Genomic DNA, 15,966 nt, shown 5'->3' with positions numbered 1-15,966 from the left:
ATAAATGAGAATCACAGAATTACTAACAAAAGATACAATTGCTATGGATTTATCAGCTTCTGACAAAAATGGTGTAATTGATGAATTAGTGAATCAATTAGACAAAGCGGGTAAATTAAGTGACATAGCACAATTTAAAGAAGCGATTCATAATCGTGAATCACAAAGTACAACAGGTATTGGAGAAGGAATTGCAATTCCACACGCAAAAGTAGCAGCAGTAAAATCTCCAGCCATTGCCTTCGGTAAATCTAAAGAAGGTGTTGATTACCAAAGTTTAGATGGTCAGCCTGCACATTTATTCTTTATGATTGCTGCTCCAGAAGGTGGCGCACAAACACACTTAGATGCGCTAGCTAAATTATCTGGTATCTTAATGGATGATAAAGTGAGAGAAAGCTTATTACATGCAAACTCTCCTGAAGAAGTACTTCAAATTATTGATAATGCAGATGATGAAGCAACTAAAGAAGAAGAAAAAGAAGCACAAGAACAAGAAGCAGCTGCCGCTGGTGCAACAAGTGGTTCTACAAGCACAACAGACGCTAATGAACCTTATGTATTAGCAGTAACAGCATGTCCTACAGGTATTGCACATACTTATATGGCTCGCGATGCTTTGAAAAAACAAGCTGACAAAATGGGCATTAAAATGAAAGTTGAAACGAATGGTTCAGGTGGTATTAAAAATCATTTAACACAACAAGATATTGAACGTGCAACAGGTATTATTGTAGCTGCTGATGTCCATGTTGAAACAGATCGTTTCGATGGTAAAAACGTCGTTGAAGTGCCAGTTGCTGATGGTATCAAACGACCAGAAGAACTTATTAATACAGCACTTGATACAAGTCGTAAACCATTTGTAGCACGTGGTGGAAATACTAAATCTAAAGATAGTGAAAGTAATGAAAAACAAAGCTTTGGTAAAGCATTCTACAAACACTTAATGAATGGTGTATCTAATATGTTACCACTTGTAATTGCTGGTGGTATCTTAATGGCTATCGTATTCTTATTCGGTGCTAACTCATTTGATCCTAAGAGTTCTGAGCACAATGCCTTTGCAGAACAATTATGGAATATTGGTAATAAGAGTGCCTTTGCTTTAATTATTCCAATCTTATCAGGTTTCATTGCTCGTAGTATTGCAGATAAACCAGGTTTCGCAGCTGGTTTAGTAGGCGGTATGTTAGCCATTTCTGGTGGTTCAGGATTTATCGGTGGTATTATTGCCGGTTTCTTAGCAGGTTATTTAACACAAGGTATTAAATACATTACGCGTGGGTTACCACAAGCAGTTGAAGGTTTAAAACCAACTTTAATCTATCCATTATTAAGTGTCACAATCACTGGTTTATTAATGATTTACGCATTTAATCCGCCAGCAGCATGGTTAAATAACTTATTATTAAATGGATTAAATAGTTTATCAGGTTCAAACATTGTATTACTTGGTTTAGTTATCGGTGCAATGATGGCTATCGATATGGGTGGTCCATTTAACAAAGCAGCTTATGTATTCGCTACTGCAGCCTTAACAGAAGGTAACGCGGCACCAATAACTGCAGCAATGGTCGGTGGTATGATTCCGCCATTAGCAATTGCGACAGCAATGTTAATATTTAAACGTAAATTCACTAAAGAACAACGTGGCTCAATCGTACCAAACTATGTAATGGGATTATCATTCATCACTGAAGGTGCTATTCCATTCGCGGCAGCCGATCCACTTCGTGTGATTCCATCAATGATGGTAGGTTCAGGTGTTGGTGGTGCCATTGCATTAGCATTAGGTTCAAGAATTAATGCGCCTCATGGTGGTATCATTGTAATTGCAGCGACTGACTTTAGTCATATCTTACAAACATTAATTGCATTAATTGTCGGTACATTAATCTCTGCAGTGATGTACGGTTTATTAAAACCGAAAGTAACCAAAAATGAAATTGAAGCTTCTCAAGCTATGGATGAATAACTTCTTGTTTAATAGCGTGAGATAAAAAATAATAATATGAGGCTACTTAGCAAATTCACAGTAGCTGACTGACTTGAGAAGGTGCTTATATTGAGTTTTTCTCAACGTTAGTCACCTATATGGGAGTTGGACATTGAATTCAAAATGAATTCTGTTCGACTCCTTTTTTATTTAATATTTAAATCTACTATTAATATATGAGAAAAACGGGTAGAAAGATGAAGTATATAGTTTAATATACTTTGATGATGTGACTTGACTATCAAACTATCTTAGTATTAAATGATAAGTTGTAACTTTTTAGTTAAAAGGGTTACATTCGACTATTTATAAATTAAATATGATAAAATAAAAGTAATACATTTTTTCGGGGGTGTCGCAATGGGAAGGTCTTAACATGTACGCATACTGTTAATATGCATTACGAAATCATTTCGTGTTACTCATTTGGGACACATAATATTTGGAGGTGAATCCCTAGAAATAGGGAATTAATTGGAAACAGTGACCATAATAAATTTAGTTGTATTTTTTCTTTTAATCGCTTTAACTACAGTCTTTGTAGGTTCAGAATTTGCATTGGTAAAAGTTCGTTCGACGCGTATTGAACAACTAGCAGAAGAAGGAAACCGTAGTGCAAAAATAGTTAAGAAAATGATTTCTAGTCTTGATTACTATTTATCAGCTTGTCAACTTGGTATCACGGTTACATCTTTAGGATTAGGTTGGTTAGGTGAACCGACATTTGAAAAACTAATGCATCCGTTGTTTGATTTATTGCACCTACCTGATGCTTTAACGACTACAATATCGTTTGTCATTTCTTTCATCGTTGTGACGTATTTACATGTGGTATTAGGTGAATTAGCACCTAAATCAATTGCGATTCAACACACTGAGAAGTTGGCATTAACATATGCTAGACCATTATATTACTTCGGTAATGTAATGAAACCGTTAATTTGGTTAATGAACGGATCAGCTCGTGTGATTATTAGAACATTAGGTGTGGACCCTGATGCACAAACAGATGCGATGTCTGAAGAAGAAATTAAAATCATCATTAACAATAGTTATAATGGTGGGGAAATTAACCAAACAGAATTAAATTATATGCAAAATATCTTCTCATTTGATGAAAGACATGCGAAAGATATCATGGTACCTCGTACACAAATGGTAACGTTAAACGAGCCTTTCAACGTTGATGAATTACTTGAAACGATTAAAGAACATCAATTTACACGTTACCCAATTACTGAAGATGGTGATAAAGACCATATTAAAGGCTTTATTAACGTAAAAGAATTCTTAACAGAATATGCTTCAGGTAAACCAATCAAAATTGATAACTATATTCACGAGTTGCCAATGATTTCAGAAACAACACGTATTAGTGATGCCTTAGTTAGAATGCAACGCGAACACGTACATATCAGTTTGATTATTGATGAATACGGTGGTACAGCAGGTATTTTAACTATGGAAGATATACTTGAAGAAATCGTTGGTGAAATTCGTGATGAGTTTGATGATGATGAAGTAAACGACATCGTCAAATTAGGTGACGACACATATCAAATTAATGGTCGTGTGTTATTAGACGATTTAAACGAGCAATTCGGTATAGAATTTGAAGATTCAGAAGACATTGATACAATTGGTGGCTGGTTACAAGCCCACAACACTAATTTACAAGTTGAGGATCATATCGATACCCAATATGATCGTTGGATTGTATCTGAAATGGATAATCATCAATTGATTTGGGTTGTACTTAAATATCAATTTATTGATAGTAGACCAACATTTGGTGAAGATGAAGATGAAGAAGAAAACCATAAAGATAATAAAAAAGAACATAAAGATGAATCACATGAATAATTAATCAAGTCTATGATTATATTAAATTTTTATGTGGTCAGTACAAATTTTAAGTAGTTGATAGATCTAAGAAATCCTTTATATCAAGTTTTTTAGTGCTATTCATCTTTCTAGGGAGTGGGATAACGGATTCAAAATGAATTCGATTCCACTCCCTTTATTTGTCTCAAACGTTACAATTGAGTTATCCTAAAGTATATTAACGTGACAAATTAATCGTAATGTCAGGAGAAGATATAATGGTAAATGATACACAAATTTTAAATAATGGTTATCCAATGCCTCGAATTGGGTTAGGCGTTTATAAAGTAACAGAAGAAGAAATGGAAATCGCCGTACAAGAAGCTTTAAAAGCTGGGTACCGTGCATTTGATACAGCTTATTTCTATGGTAATGAAAAAGAACTTGGCGAAGCGTTACGAAATAGTAACGTTGCACGTGAAGATTTATTCATCACTTCAAAACTATGGAATGATTTCCAAGGATATGACAGTACTTTAGAGTATTTTAATAAATCTCTCGAAAACTTAGGTACGGATTATTTAGATTTATTTTTAATTCATTGGCCATGTGAAGAAGATAATTTGTACATCGAATCCTATAAAGCTTTAGAAAAGTTATATGACGAAGGTAAAGTGAAAGCAATTGGGGTATGTAATTTTAAAGAACATCATCTCGAAAAATTAATGGCTGAAACACATATTGTGCCTCAAGTGAATCAAATCGAAGTACATCCTTATTTTAATCAACAAGAAGTGCAAGAATATTGTGATAAACATGATATTGTTGTAACAGCTTGGATGCCATTAATGAGAAATAGAGGATTGCTAGAGGATCCAGTCATTACAAACTTAGCTGAACAATACGACAAGACACCTGCGCAAATTGTGTTACGTTGGCACATCGCACATAACCGTATTATTATTCCTAAATCAAAGACACCGTCACGCATTCGTGAAAATTACAATATATTTGATTTTAATTTAGAGCTTACTGAAATCGCAGAAATAGATAGCTTGAATCGTAATGCAAGACAAGGCAAAGACCCAGATGAAGTTAGTATCGGTGATTTAAAATAGAAACAACTCAATTTGGAAAAATTTAAAGTAAATTAATATAGAATTAATGTATAATTTTTATGTATTTTTTATTAAGTCTTTGTTAATTACATGGTTATTAGTAGAATATTTATTAATTTTATTGATAAAATAATATTAAGAATGAAGAAAAGGATGTAATTTAATGAAAATCAGAGTCATTGTGCCTTGTTTTAACGAAGGTGAAGTCGTAACGAAAACTTACGACAAATTGACTGAAATTTTGATGGAAGATAGTGTAGTAAAAAATTACGACTATGATCTTTTATTTATTGATGATGGTAGTAAAGATAACACGATTGATCATATTCAATATTTAGCAACAGTCGATAAGCACGTTAAATATATTTCTTTCAGTCGAAATTTCGGGAAAGAATCAGCAATGATTGCTGGTTTTCAACATAGTGTCAAATGTGATGCTGTGGTGATGATTGATGGAGACTTACAACATCCCCCAGAATTTATTCCGCGAATGATAGAAGATTATCAACGTGGCTATGATCAAGTCATTGCTAAACGTAACCGTACTGGAGAAAATGTTGCACGTAAAACGATGACAAAACTATATTACAAAATCATTAATAGCTTTGTAGAAGATATTGAATTTGTTGATGACGTTGGAGATTTTAGACTGCTAAGTCAGCGCGCTGTGCAAGCAATGGCTTCATTGAAAGAGTATAATCGTTTCTCAAAAGGTTTATTTGAATGGATTGGCTATAATACTAAAGTCTTTACCTATGAAAATGTAGAACGTGAAGCGGGACAATCTAAATGGACATTTACAAAGTTATTAAATTATGGCATTGATGGTTTGATTTCATTTAATAATAAACCGTTACGTGCAATGATTTATCTCGGAATGTTAATTTTCAGTTTAAGTATAGTTTATATTCTTTATTTATTAATAGGTATTATGGTAAATGGAATTAATAATCCTGGCTACTTTACTACGATAGCAGCAGTTTTACTACTAGGCGGTATACAATTAATGTCTATCGGTATTGTCGGAGAATATATAGGACGTATTTATTATGAAGTTAAACAGCGACCTAAATATATTGTTCAAGCTTCAAATCTTAAAGAACCAAATCAGGATCTTAGATTAGTTGAAAAAGAAAAAGAGAAAGAGAAAGTATATTAAACCATAAACAAACGCTTGAAGAACGAATGATGATTCTTCAAGCGTTTATTTATGTTGTTCGATTTGTGATGTATGATTCGTTTTTAATTGCCATACAATATATATAGTGAATAAGGCGTAAATAATTAAAAAGATGTACCATACGGGTGTTAATAATGTTAATAAAATAATAGAAATAATAATAATAATATGTCCAATAATGATTGGGTATTTAATTTTTTTAATGAATTTAAAACTTTCTAATTCGCTTTTAGTGAAGGTACCTAAGAATATAATGCTAGCACCGATGATGAAGATAGCAGGTGCAAGATAAGGCACTGACATATAAATGGATTGTTCACTAGACGCATAAGTAATAAATAAAGAACAACTAATGATAATCGCAAATATAAGCGCAATTGATTTATACTCAGAAATAATAAAAGTATATTTTTGACGATTTAAGTAATATTGTAGTCCTAACCAACATACAAAAAATGCCACTGAACATAACGAGATAAAATTAAATTTGTCAATAATAATAATATTTATCAAAGCATTAATCGTAATTGCTATTAAAAAAGAAGTGAATTTTAGTTGTTTGAAACGACGTCTATATAAGTCAAAACCGAATATGCCAAGCACTACGGCAATATTAATTAATACATATATGATCATGCTGTACTCCTATCACACTTAGTTCATTAGAATATTATAGCAATTAAACTAAACTTAATCATTTCAAAACACTCAGTAAATATTTTTCTAATATAATATTTTAGTTAAACACCCTTTTTGTTACTCCATAATAGGGTATGCAATTGTGGTAAAACATATACGTGATTCATATCACTGCTTTGCATAACAGTATCTACTAATGATTCATATCGTGCTAAAAGCTTTTCAGTGTGATTAGCTACAGTATCATCTAAATATGGATTTCCTACTTGTAAGTAGAATGGAATATTAGGATAACGATGATGAATCATTTTAGCAAAATCATAATCTTCATCATTAAAAATCACTACTTTTAAATTTAATGTTTCTGGAACACATTGTTCTATGACACTATCCAGAATATCTAAATTAGGCTTCATATTAGAGCTAGGTGGTTTAGGACTGATAGTTAAGTCATTAATTTGGGTCATCCATGGTTGGAATTTACTACCTTGAGTTTCTAAAGCGGTGTAGATATTCTTTTTTTCAAATAAATCAACTAAATCCTGTATACCTTTAATAAGTGCTGGATTACCACCTGAAATTGTTACATGATCGAATTGATTTCCGCCAACTTCACGTAATTGATTGTAAATTTCTTCGGCTGTCATAAGTCGGATGTCTTCTTTTGCGCTGCCATCCCATGTGAAAGCAGAGTCACACCAACTACAACGATAATCACAACCTGCTGTACGAACAAACATGGTTTTGCGTCCAATGACACGACCCTCACCTTGAATGGTAGGACCGAAGATTTCGAGTACTGGAATTTTAGCTACCATTTATTTGAACTCCTTAGGACGATAAACGACATAGCTAGTGGGAGTTTCTCGTAAATAGACTTGCACGCATTGTGGGTGATTATCATATGTTTGTAAATGTGATTGAACGATATCGTAAATCGTTTGTGCTACAACTTCAGTTGATGGACTTTTACCTTGGAATTGTGCTAAATCATTTAGTAGATAATGATCAAATTGGTCATGGATTAGTTTTTTTAATTCACTAAAATTAATTAAAAAACCATTATGGTCAAGTTTATCTCCAGCAATTGTTAAATTGACAAAGTAAGTATGACCATGTGTTCTCATACATTTACCAGCATCTTCACTTGGAATATAATGAGCAGCTGAAAAATTAAAGTCCTTATTCAGTTCAAAAAGATATGGGTGATTCACGCTTGGATAAATTTGTTGAAACATACTAATGCACTCCTTTAGTTTCAAGGTATTGTTGAAGTCCACGTTGTCTTAATTTACAAGATGGGCATTCTCCACAACCATCACCGATGACGCCGTTATAACACGTTAAAGTATTGTGACGGATGTAGTCTAAGACACCTAGTTCATCGCTTAATTCCCAAGTTTGAGCCTTATCTAACCACATTAGTGGTGTATGAATAACGAAGTCTTTATCCATTGAAAGGCTAAGTGTAACGTTCATAGATTTAATAAAACTATCACGACAATCAGGATAGCCAGAAAAGTCAGTTTCACACACACCTGTAATAATATGTTTAGCATTTAATTGATAAGCAAGTGCACCTGCAAATGATAAAAACAATAAATTACGAGCTGGAACAAATGTATTAGGGATACCATCCTCTCCGGTTTCAATTTCCATATCATGTTGTGTTAAAGCATTAGGTGTTAATTGAGATAATAAAGACATATCTAATACATGATGTTTTAAACCTTGGTCTTTCGCAATTTGTGTTGCCACTTCTATTTCTGTATCGTGACGTTGTCCGTAATTAAATGTTACTAATTCTACGTCTTTGAAATGCTTTTTAGCATAAAACAAACACGTCGTACTATCTTGACCTCCGCTAAACACAACGAGTGCTTTTTCGTTATTGAGAGCGCTATTTGTCATTGTTATTCTCCTTTTGAAAAAGATTATTAATAAAACATGCCGATGAATGACCTAATTGTTAAAGAAATAAAAAAAAGAGTCTATCTCTATAAAAAAGATAGACTTAGAAATATTGTAAGCAGTTAATAACGATATAAACTGGTAGAATTTAATATAAATATTTCAATTGGAGTCTAGTTTTTTATAGAGGGTTTCAGCTAGGAACCTCTTTCGAATTTTTTTGTACGCTAGTTAGATTAATATAATCAATTCATAAAATCAAGTTATATTTTCTAAATATATGAGAGTAAACCCTTACATTTTTCAAAAGATAGTAATTATAATATGGTAAGAGAAGATGTTATTTAACTAAGAGTTGGAGAGACTTAAATGATACTAGTCATAGATAATAAAGATTCATTTACATATAATTTAATAGACTATTTAAAAACTGAAACCACTAAAATAGTTAAAGTTATCGATGTAGCGCACGTATCGTTAGCAGAATTAAAGCAATTAGAGATTGAAGCTATTGTTATTTCACCCGGACCCGGCAAACCTAGTGATTACCCGGTTTTAACTGAAGTTATGGATTATTATCAATCCGATGTACCTATTTTAGGTGTGTGTTTAGGATTTCAATTCATTTTTGAATATTATGGAGGGAAAATTATTCATGGTCTAAAACCAGTTCATGGTCATACAACTCCTCTAACACATAATGATCAAGGTATTTTCAAAGGTATACCACAGTCTTTTAACGTGATGCGTTATCACTCATTAATCGCTGATAAAACACATGTACCTTCAGTATTAAAGGTTACAGCATATAATGATGAAGCTATTATCATGGCGGTTGAACATAAAGCCTATTCTGTATACGGTGTTCAATATCATCCCGAGTCTATTTTAAGTGAATATGGTCATGAACAGTTGCGACTTTTTTTAGAGAAAGTAGGTGTTACGAATGAATATAGCCTTTAATTACCGTTACTATACAGCGCCTGATAAGTATGAGATAAAAGAAATGAAATTTACGAAGTATATTTCTAAAAAAGTTGCATTCTCGTTTAAAGAAGTTGGAAGTGTAATTGGTTTTGCGGAAAATGAGCAATGCAATGGGCGGTATGTTGCGCTTTATTTAACATATGAAGCGGCAAGTTATTTTAATCCAGATATGGCTACTTATCCATTAAGTGATGATAGTGTTATTGCAGTTGCTTATAGCTTTGACTCAAATATGGTTAATACGATTTCCAGAAATAATACATATCAATATGTTCCTAAACATCATTTTCAATTTGTAGAAAGTGATGAACAAATGCAATATAAAATTAAACAGGTGCAAAATGCTATAACAGAGGGTGAAACATACCAAGTTAATTATACAACACGTCTGGTAAGTGACATACACTATCCAATTGTTACATTGTATCATTACTTAACACAAACGAATAATGGTGGTTATACGACATTATTAGATACTGATGAAGTGCAAATCGCTTCTATATCCCCGGAATTATTCTTTCAAAAAGGTGAATTTGATGGAAAGCACAATGTTATTGTGAGTAAACCCATGAAAGGAACAATGCCTCGAAGTATAGATAAGGACGAAGACTTAAACAATTACCATACATTGCAGTCTTCACTTAAAGATCGTGCTGAAAATGTCATGATTGTTGATTTACTGCGCAATGATATTGCGAGAATTTCACAACCAGGTACAGTTAAAGTTTATAAACCTTTCTTTATTGAAACGTATAAAACTGTTTATCAAATGACAAGTATGGTGACTGGACAACTTGAAGCACATACCTCTCTCAATAAAATTTTGACGGCGTTATTTCCATGTGGTTCTATTACGGGGGCACCCAAATTAAATACAATGTCTTATATTAAGCAACTTGAAGTTGGACCACGCTATGTTTATTGTGGAACAATTGGTTTGTTATGTCCGGATGATAAGATGATATTTAATATTCCTATTCGTACCCTAGAATATCGAGATGATCAAGTGCATTATGGAGTAGGTGCTGGCATAACTATCGATTCTGATCCTTCAAATGAAGTACAAGAATTTCGTGATAAAACAAAAATTCTGGAGTTGTTGTAGATGAGGTTATTTGAAACAATGCGGTTGGAAAATGGCACAATACCTAGATTTCAATATCATACGCATCGTATAGAACAATCAAGTGCACGTTTAGGCTTTGCCTTTTCAAAAGAAAAATGGGAACAATTTGTTAATCATATTCGACATCAACATGAGCAAGGTATTTATCGTTTAAAAGTGGAGATTGATCAATTTGGTCATTTAGAATATATGATTAAATCATTACCGACTAAGACCAGTTTTACTGCAAAACTACAAGTTATGGAATCAGGTTGTGATGAACGATATATTATTAACAAGACATCTGAACGACAACACTTGGAACATAATCATCAAACAGATTTAGTATTGTTATATAGTAATGATGGGAAAATTCTAGAATTTGATATAGGTAATGTAATGATTGAAGAACGTGGTGTCTATTACACTCCGAGCTATCATAACGATTTCTTATTAGGATGTATGCGTCAAAGTTTACTAGATCAACAGAAATTAGAAATTAAAGATTATGATGTAAATGAATTGGTTGGAAAATTGAAGAAAAATCAAATCAACGTCTATTTATTAAATAGTTTACGAGAGGTTGCCGAGGTATCGATTTATCTATAAAATAATATATGGAAAACAAGATAGCACACACGTGCGTATAGAAGCGTTGTATTGAATAAACGGAGTGAGTTATGGCGATACTGTGGGTTTTAATTATTGTAATATTAAATGTAATAGGTAAGTATTTAGCAGACCGAAATTTAAATCAAGACGCTGTAATTAAAGCGCGTATCGTGGCGACGATTACTGTGTTAATTCAATGTATATTAGTATATTTTTTAATTAAATCAATTATTCCATACGTGGTTGAATTTCTAAATATATTTTATCATCATTAAATAATATAACTATGAGGTGGAGTTATGAAGATTTATAGTCAAGGAGACCAAGCGATTGTAATAGCTGTTGAAAAGGATGTATCTAAAGATGTAACAACAGATTTAATCGCTGTTCGTGCACATTTACTAAAAAAAGAATTGCCATTCATTACTGAAATAGTGCCTACGGAATCAGACATGATGATTTGTTACGATGCTAGAGACATGATTAAACATCATCATATCACTTCACCTTTTCAATATATGAAAGCTTTAATTCATAGCATACAAGAAGAACTACAAGGGTCAGATATGCTTAAGGATGATAGTACATCTTATGAAATACCTATCGTATATGGTGATGAGTTTGGCCCCGATTTACAACACCTTTTAGATTATTACAAACTAGATAAAGAAGCATTTATAGAATTACATAGTAATCATGCATACTTTGTATCGATGATGGGTTATGCACCAGGATTCCCTTATTTAACAGGTATGAATGAGCAATTATATGTTAATCATACAAGTGATAAAAAGAAATTAGTCACTGCAGGTTCTGTTATTATCGAGGGGAAGAAGTGTGGCATTGTTACTACAGATACATATAATGATTGGTTAGTTATAGGCTATACTCCTACAAGATTATTTTCCCCTGAGAAGGAGAACTTTAACTTGTTGAAGCTAGGAGACAATGTGATTTTTAAGCCGCATCAACGCCAAGATATTGAACTAGGAGATTATAAACCATGTCAATCATAATTGAAAAAGCAGGGCTATTTAGTAGCTTTCAAGACTTTGGACGCCACGGCTACGAGTATGCAGGCGTTATTCCATGTGGTGCATTAGATACCTTAGGACATGAAATTGCCAATCGACTTGTGGCAAATGATAAAAACGAAGCCACGCTTGAAATGACACATATTATGGCAAAAATTCGTTTTACTGAACCTACTTTGATTGCTTTAACAGGGCATAGTTTCGAAGCATATACTCAAACTATGCAAATTAAACCATATAAATTGTACTTGGTTGATAAAGGTGACGTCTTATCTTTTAAAGAAATGAATAAAACTTCTAGAGTCTACCTAGCTGTTGGAGGGGGATTTGAACTAGATGAATGGCTTGGTTCAACTTCAACAGACTTAAAGGTTAAGATTGGTGGCTTTCACGGTCGCAAGTTAGAAGACGGTGATGTAATTGAAATGAAGCGCAACTATACAGATCGACATCATAAATTATTTGACAACCTTGCAGAAAAACATACGACTGATTGGGGCATAGATGGCTACGCATTGTCATTTAATTACATTTCTGATGTATTTCATGTCATTGCTAATAAAGGGACGGAGGATTTCGATAAAGAAACGCAGTCTCATTTTATTAGAGGAGATTACAAAGTAACTAATAAATCCAATCGAGTAGGTATGTTGTTAGATGGTGAAAAAATCAAGGCTTACTATGAAGATATGCCAGCGCATCAATCTGTTAAAAGAGGTACGATTCAAGTAAAACGTGATGGTACACCAATCATATTATTAAATGATCATTACACTATAGGCAGTTATCCTCAGATTGGTACCATTGCAAGCTATCATTTAACTAAATTAGCTCAAAAACCTCAAGGCTCACGCTTGAAGTTTCAGTTTATTGATATCGAAACTGCCGAAGAAAACGTAGTCAAATTTAGTAATTGGATGAATCAACTATTCCATGCGATTGAATTTAGAATGCAGTTAGAGATGTTAAAATAATTAAAGAGACCTATTATGGTTTAGAAGATAAAAAGTATAATATTACAACTTGTCAGACTATAGTCTGATTAATTATAAGACTTAAATCGCTATAATATATAAATCAGTTTATAAATCAAAGTTACTTATAATGAAAAACAATTTAGTTATTCACTATGCAAGATGCTTTTTCTTGATAAATGAGTAAAAATACTATATATTTATATATTGAACTATGGAGCATTATTACAATAACATTACAAAGTTCAGTAATTCTTAACAAATGATTAATAATCATAAAGAATAGCATCCAACCTAATATACATAGAGAAGTTCTCGAATGTTCTGATAATTGGGAGCATGTACGATTCGAGAGCGAAAGGCATCATGTGTTTGTATGCGTGACATATTCTCAATAATTTAAATAAAATTAGTATAAATGAAATTAGTTAGTACTTGCATAACGGCCATATTTGAGTGAGTGTTTAAGTCTTAAAGAGTCTTTAACATTTCTTCAAAGTTGAATAACTATAAACGGAGGAAACATACATGAGTTTACACAAAAAGAAAATAAGTCTTTTTGCGTTTTTCTTATTAACTGTATTTACAGTCACACTAAAGACGTATTTTTCATACTATGTTGATTTTTCTTTGGGTGTTAAAGGACTAGTTCAAAACTTAATACTGCTGATGAATCCATATAGTTTAATTGCACTTGTTTTAAGCGTGTTCTTATTCTTTAAAGGTAAAAAAGCCTATTGGTTCATCTTTATTGGAGGATTTATACTTACATTTTTGCTTTACGCAAACGTAGTGTATTTTAGATTCTTCTCAGACTTTTTGACATTTAGTACTTTAAATCAAGCAGGAAACGTTGAATCTATGGGTGGTGCTGTCGGGGCATCATTCAAATGGTATGACTTTGTTTACTTTATAGATACAATTGTTTATCTATTTATCTTAATTTTTAAAGGTAGTTGGTTAGATAAACGTGTATTCAGTAAGAAATTTGTACCTGTAGTCATGGCGGCTGCCGTAGCTTTATTCTTCTTAAACTTAGCGTTTGCTGAAACAGATCGTCCTGAATTGTTAACACGTACGTTTGACCATAAATATTTAGTTAAATATTTAGGTCCATATAACTTCACAGTTTATGATGGCGTTAAAACGATTCAAAACAATCAACAAAAAGCATTGGCTTCTGAAGATGATTTAACGAAAGTATTGAATTATACAAAACAAAAAAATACAAAACCAAATCCAGAATATTATGGTGTAGCTAAGAAGAAAAACATCATTAAAATTCATTTGGAAAGCTTCCAAACTTTCTTAATTAATAAAAAAGTAAATGGTAAAGAAGTTACACCGTTCTTAAACAAATTATCTACTGGTAATGATGATTTCAGATATTATCCAAACTTCTTCCATCAAACTGGACAAGGTAAAACATCTGACGCCGAATTTACAATGGATAACAGTCTTTATGGATTACCACAAGGGTCTGCTTACTCATTAAAAGGCGATAACACTTATCAATCATTACCTGCTATTTTAGACCAAAAAGAAGGTTATACATCTAATGTAATGCACGGTGACTATAAAACGTTCTGGAATCGTGACCAAATCTATAAACACTTTGGTATTGATAAATTCTATGATGCAACATACTATGATATGTCTGACGATAATATTGTTAACTTAGGTTTAAAAGATAAACCATTCTTTAAAGCATCTGCGGATTATCAAGCTAAAATGAAACAACCGTTTTACTCACACTTAATTACATTGACAAACCATTATCCATTTACATTGGATTCTAAAGATGCAGATATTGATAAACCAAATACTGGTGATTCAACTGTTGATGGTTACATTCAAACTGCACATTATTTAGACCAAGCTTTAGAAGAATATATTACTGATCTTAAGAAGAAAGGTCTATATGATAATTCAGTAATTATGATTTATGGTGACCATTATGGTATTTCTGAGAACCATAATAATGCAATGGAAAAATTATTAGGTGAAAAAATCACACCAGCGAAATTTACTGACTTAAACCGTACTGGTTTCTGGCTAAAAATTCCTGGTAAAAAAGGTACAGTAGATAAAACATATGCTGGTCAAATGGATGTAATGCCTACAATCTTACATTTAGTTGGTATTGATTCTAAGAATTACTTAATGTTTGGTACAGACATGTTATCTAAAGATCACAATGATGTGATTCCATTCAGAAATGGTGACTTTATTACGAAAGATTATAAATATGTAAATGGTAAAGCGTATTCTAATAAAACAAATGAATTATTAGAAACACAACCAAAAGATTTAGAGAAAAATAAGAAGCAGGTTGAAAAAGATTTAGAAATGAGTGACAACGTCTTAAACGGTGACTTATTCAGATTCTATAAAAATCCTGATTTCAAAAAAGTAAATCCATCTAAATATGACTATAAAACGGGACCAAAAGGTAACCAAAAATAGTCATAAAAAAGTCTAGGACATCAAGTCCCCGGACAAATGAAAAAGACAATTTCTATTGAAATATATAGGAATTGTCTTTTTTTATAGTTATGTTGATTACATTCAACAAATTGAGTA

General features: G+C 32.4%; 15 protein-coding genes. 11 read left to right on the top strand and 4 right to left on the bottom strand.

Features of this window, described 5'->3' with window-relative positions; all coding sequences use genetic code 11:
• Window positions 1-4: 4 nt before the first annotated feature.
• The 4 genes from HYI43_10160 (at window position 5) to HYI43_10145 (ending at window position 6,100) form a co-directional block, all read left to right on the top strand.
• Window positions 5-1,978: a PTS sugar transporter subunit IIA gene (locus HYI43_10160; GenBank protein ID UDI78900.1), complete on the top strand. Its 1,974-nt coding sequence runs from the start codon at window positions 5-7 to the stop codon at window positions 1,976-1,978.
• Between the two features lie 495 nt (window positions 1,979-2,473).
• On the top strand, window positions 2,474-3,862 hold the full coding sequence (locus tag HYI43_10155; protein UDI78899.1) for an HlyC/CorC family transporter: 1,389 nt from the start codon (window positions 2,474-2,476) through the stop codon (window positions 3,860-3,862).
• Between the two features lie 239 nt (window positions 3,863-4,101).
• Complete coding sequence (locus tag HYI43_10150; protein UDI78898.1) at window positions 4,102-4,941, top strand: aldo/keto reductase; 840 nt, start codon at window positions 4,102-4,104, stop codon at window positions 4,939-4,941.
• Window positions 4,942-5,104: 163 nt separating this feature from the next.
• The gene (locus tag HYI43_10145; GenBank protein ID UDI78897.1) at window positions 5,105-6,100 is read left to right on the top strand and encodes a glycosyltransferase family 2 protein; all 996 of its coding nucleotides are present in this window, start codon (window positions 5,105-5,107) and stop codon (window positions 6,098-6,100) included.
• Between the two features lie 45 nt (window positions 6,101-6,145).
• Here the strand turns inward: HYI43_10145 and HYI43_10140 are convergent, their stop codons facing one another.
• The 4 genes from HYI43_10140 to queC all read right to left on the bottom strand — a co-directional run bounded on the left by HYI43_10140 (window position 6,146) and on the right by queC (window position 8,671).
• The gene (locus tag HYI43_10140; GenBank protein UDI78896.1) at window positions 6,146-6,757 is read right to left on the bottom strand and encodes a hypothetical protein; all 612 of its coding nucleotides are present in this window, start codon (window positions 6,755-6,757) and stop codon (window positions 6,146-6,148) included.
• A 104-nt stretch (window positions 6,758-6,861) separates the two neighbouring features.
• Window positions 6,862-7,578, bottom strand: coding sequence for a 7-carboxy-7-deazaguanine synthase QueE (gene queE, locus HYI43_10135; GenBank protein UDI78895.1), 717 nt, complete (start codon window positions 7,576-7,578; stop codon window positions 6,862-6,864).
• A complete protein-coding gene (queD, locus tag HYI43_10130; GenBank protein UDI78894.1) occupies window positions 7,579-7,998 on the bottom strand; it encodes a 6-carboxytetrahydropterin synthase QueD in 420 nt (139 codons plus the stop codon). It lies immediately after the preceding gene.
• 1 nt (window position 7,999) lies between these two features.
• Window positions 8,000-8,671, bottom strand: coding sequence for a 7-cyano-7-deazaguanine synthase QueC (gene queC / locus HYI43_10125; GenBank protein ID UDI78893.1), 672 nt, complete (start codon window positions 8,669-8,671; stop codon window positions 8,000-8,002).
• 369 nt (window positions 8,672-9,040) lie between these two features.
• On the opposite strand from queC, the gene HYI43_10120 reads away from it, so the two are divergent.
• The 7 genes from HYI43_10120 (at window position 9,041) to ltaS (ending at window position 15,849) form a co-directional block, all read left to right on the top strand.
• Window positions 9,041-9,634 carry an aminodeoxychorismate/anthranilate synthase component II gene (locus HYI43_10120; GenBank protein ID UDI78892.1) on the top strand — a complete coding sequence of 198 codons (594 nt, stop codon included), beginning with the start codon at window positions 9,041-9,043 and terminating at the stop codon, window positions 9,632-9,634.
• Window positions 9,618-10,763 carry an anthranilate synthase component I family protein gene (locus HYI43_10115; GenBank protein ID UDI78891.1) on the top strand — a complete coding sequence of 382 codons (1,146 nt, stop codon included), beginning with the start codon at window positions 9,618-9,620 and terminating at the stop codon, window positions 10,761-10,763. Before HYI43_10120 ends, HYI43_10115 begins: the two co-directional genes overlap by 17 nt.
• Window positions 10,764-11,372 carry an aminotransferase class IV gene (locus HYI43_10110; protein UDI78890.1) on the top strand — a complete coding sequence of 203 codons (609 nt, stop codon included), beginning with the start codon at window positions 10,764-10,766 and terminating at the stop codon, window positions 11,370-11,372.
• Window positions 11,373-11,443: 71 nt separating this feature from the next.
• A complete protein-coding gene (locus HYI43_10105; GenBank protein UDI78889.1) occupies window positions 11,444-11,650 on the top strand; it encodes a hypothetical protein in 207 nt (68 codons plus the stop codon).
• 24 nt (window positions 11,651-11,674) lie between these two features.
• On the top strand, window positions 11,675-12,391 hold the full coding sequence (locus tag HYI43_10100) for an allophanate hydrolase subunit 1 (GenBank protein ID UDI78888.1): 717 nt from the start codon (window positions 11,675-11,677) through the stop codon (window positions 12,389-12,391).
• Window positions 12,379-13,383 carry a biotin-dependent carboxyltransferase family protein gene (locus HYI43_10095; GenBank protein ID UDI78887.1) on the top strand — a complete coding sequence of 335 codons (1,005 nt, stop codon included), beginning with the start codon at window positions 12,379-12,381 and terminating at the stop codon, window positions 13,381-13,383. The genes HYI43_10100 and HYI43_10095 overlap by 13 nt, the downstream gene beginning before the upstream one ends.
• Before the next feature lie 528 nt (window positions 13,384-13,911).
• Window positions 13,912-15,849, top strand: coding sequence for a polyglycerol-phosphate lipoteichoic acid synthase LtaS (ltaS, locus tag HYI43_10090; GenBank protein ID UDI78886.1), 1,938 nt, complete (start codon window positions 13,912-13,914; stop codon window positions 15,847-15,849).
• The last annotated feature ends 117 nt before the right edge of the window (window positions 15,850-15,966 follow it).

This window comes from Staphylococcus taiwanensis (genome assembly GCA_020544305.1).
In the GTDB taxonomy this organism is placed as follows: domain Bacteria; phylum Bacillota; class Bacilli; order Staphylococcales; family Staphylococcaceae; genus Staphylococcus; species Staphylococcus taiwanensis.
This window is presented reverse-complemented; position numbering and strand designations above follow the sequence as displayed.

Bases quoted from the DNA above. Each gene is read 5' to 3' on its own strand.
- HYI43_10160 (UDI78900.1), top strand. From the start codon at position 5: ATGAGAATCACAGAATTACTAACAAAAGATACAATTGCTATGGATTTA.
- HYI43_10150 (UDI78898.1), top strand. From the start codon at position 4,102: ATGGTAAATGATACACAAATTTTAAATAATGGTTATCCAATGCCTCGA.
- HYI43_10145 (UDI78897.1), top strand. From the start codon at position 5,105: ATGAAAATCAGAGTCATTGTGCCTTGTTTTAACGAAGGTGAAGTCGTA.
- HYI43_10140 (UDI78896.1), bottom strand. From the start codon at position 6,757: ATGATCATATATGTATTAATTAATATTGCCGTAGTGCTTGGCATATTC.
- queE (UDI78895.1), bottom strand. From the start codon at position 7,578: ATGGTAGCTAAAATTCCAGTACTCGAAATCTTCGGTCCTACCATTCAA.
- queD (UDI78894.1), bottom strand. From the start codon at position 7,998: ATGTTTCAACAAATTTATCCAAGCGTGAATCACCCATATCTTTTTGAA.
- queC (UDI78893.1), bottom strand. From the start codon at position 8,671: ATGACAAATAGCGCTCTCAATAACGAAAAAGCACTCGTTGTGTTTAGC.
- HYI43_10120 (UDI78892.1), top strand. From the start codon at position 9,041: ATGATACTAGTCATAGATAATAAAGATTCATTTACATATAATTTAATA.
- HYI43_10115 (UDI78891.1), top strand. From the start codon at position 9,618: ATGAATATAGCCTTTAATTACCGTTACTATACAGCGCCTGATAAGTAT.
- HYI43_10110 (UDI78890.1), top strand. From the start codon at position 10,764: ATGAGGTTATTTGAAACAATGCGGTTGGAAAATGGCACAATACCTAGA.
- HYI43_10105 (UDI78889.1), top strand. From the start codon at position 11,444: ATGGCGATACTGTGGGTTTTAATTATTGTAATATTAAATGTAATAGGT.
- HYI43_10100 (UDI78888.1), top strand. From the start codon at position 11,675: ATGAAGATTTATAGTCAAGGAGACCAAGCGATTGTAATAGCTGTTGAA.
- HYI43_10095 (UDI78887.1), top strand. From the start codon at position 12,379: ATGTCAATCATAATTGAAAAAGCAGGGCTATTTAGTAGCTTTCAAGAC.
- ltaS (UDI78886.1), top strand. From the start codon at position 13,912: ATGAGTTTACACAAAAAGAAAATAAGTCTTTTTGCGTTTTTCTTATTA.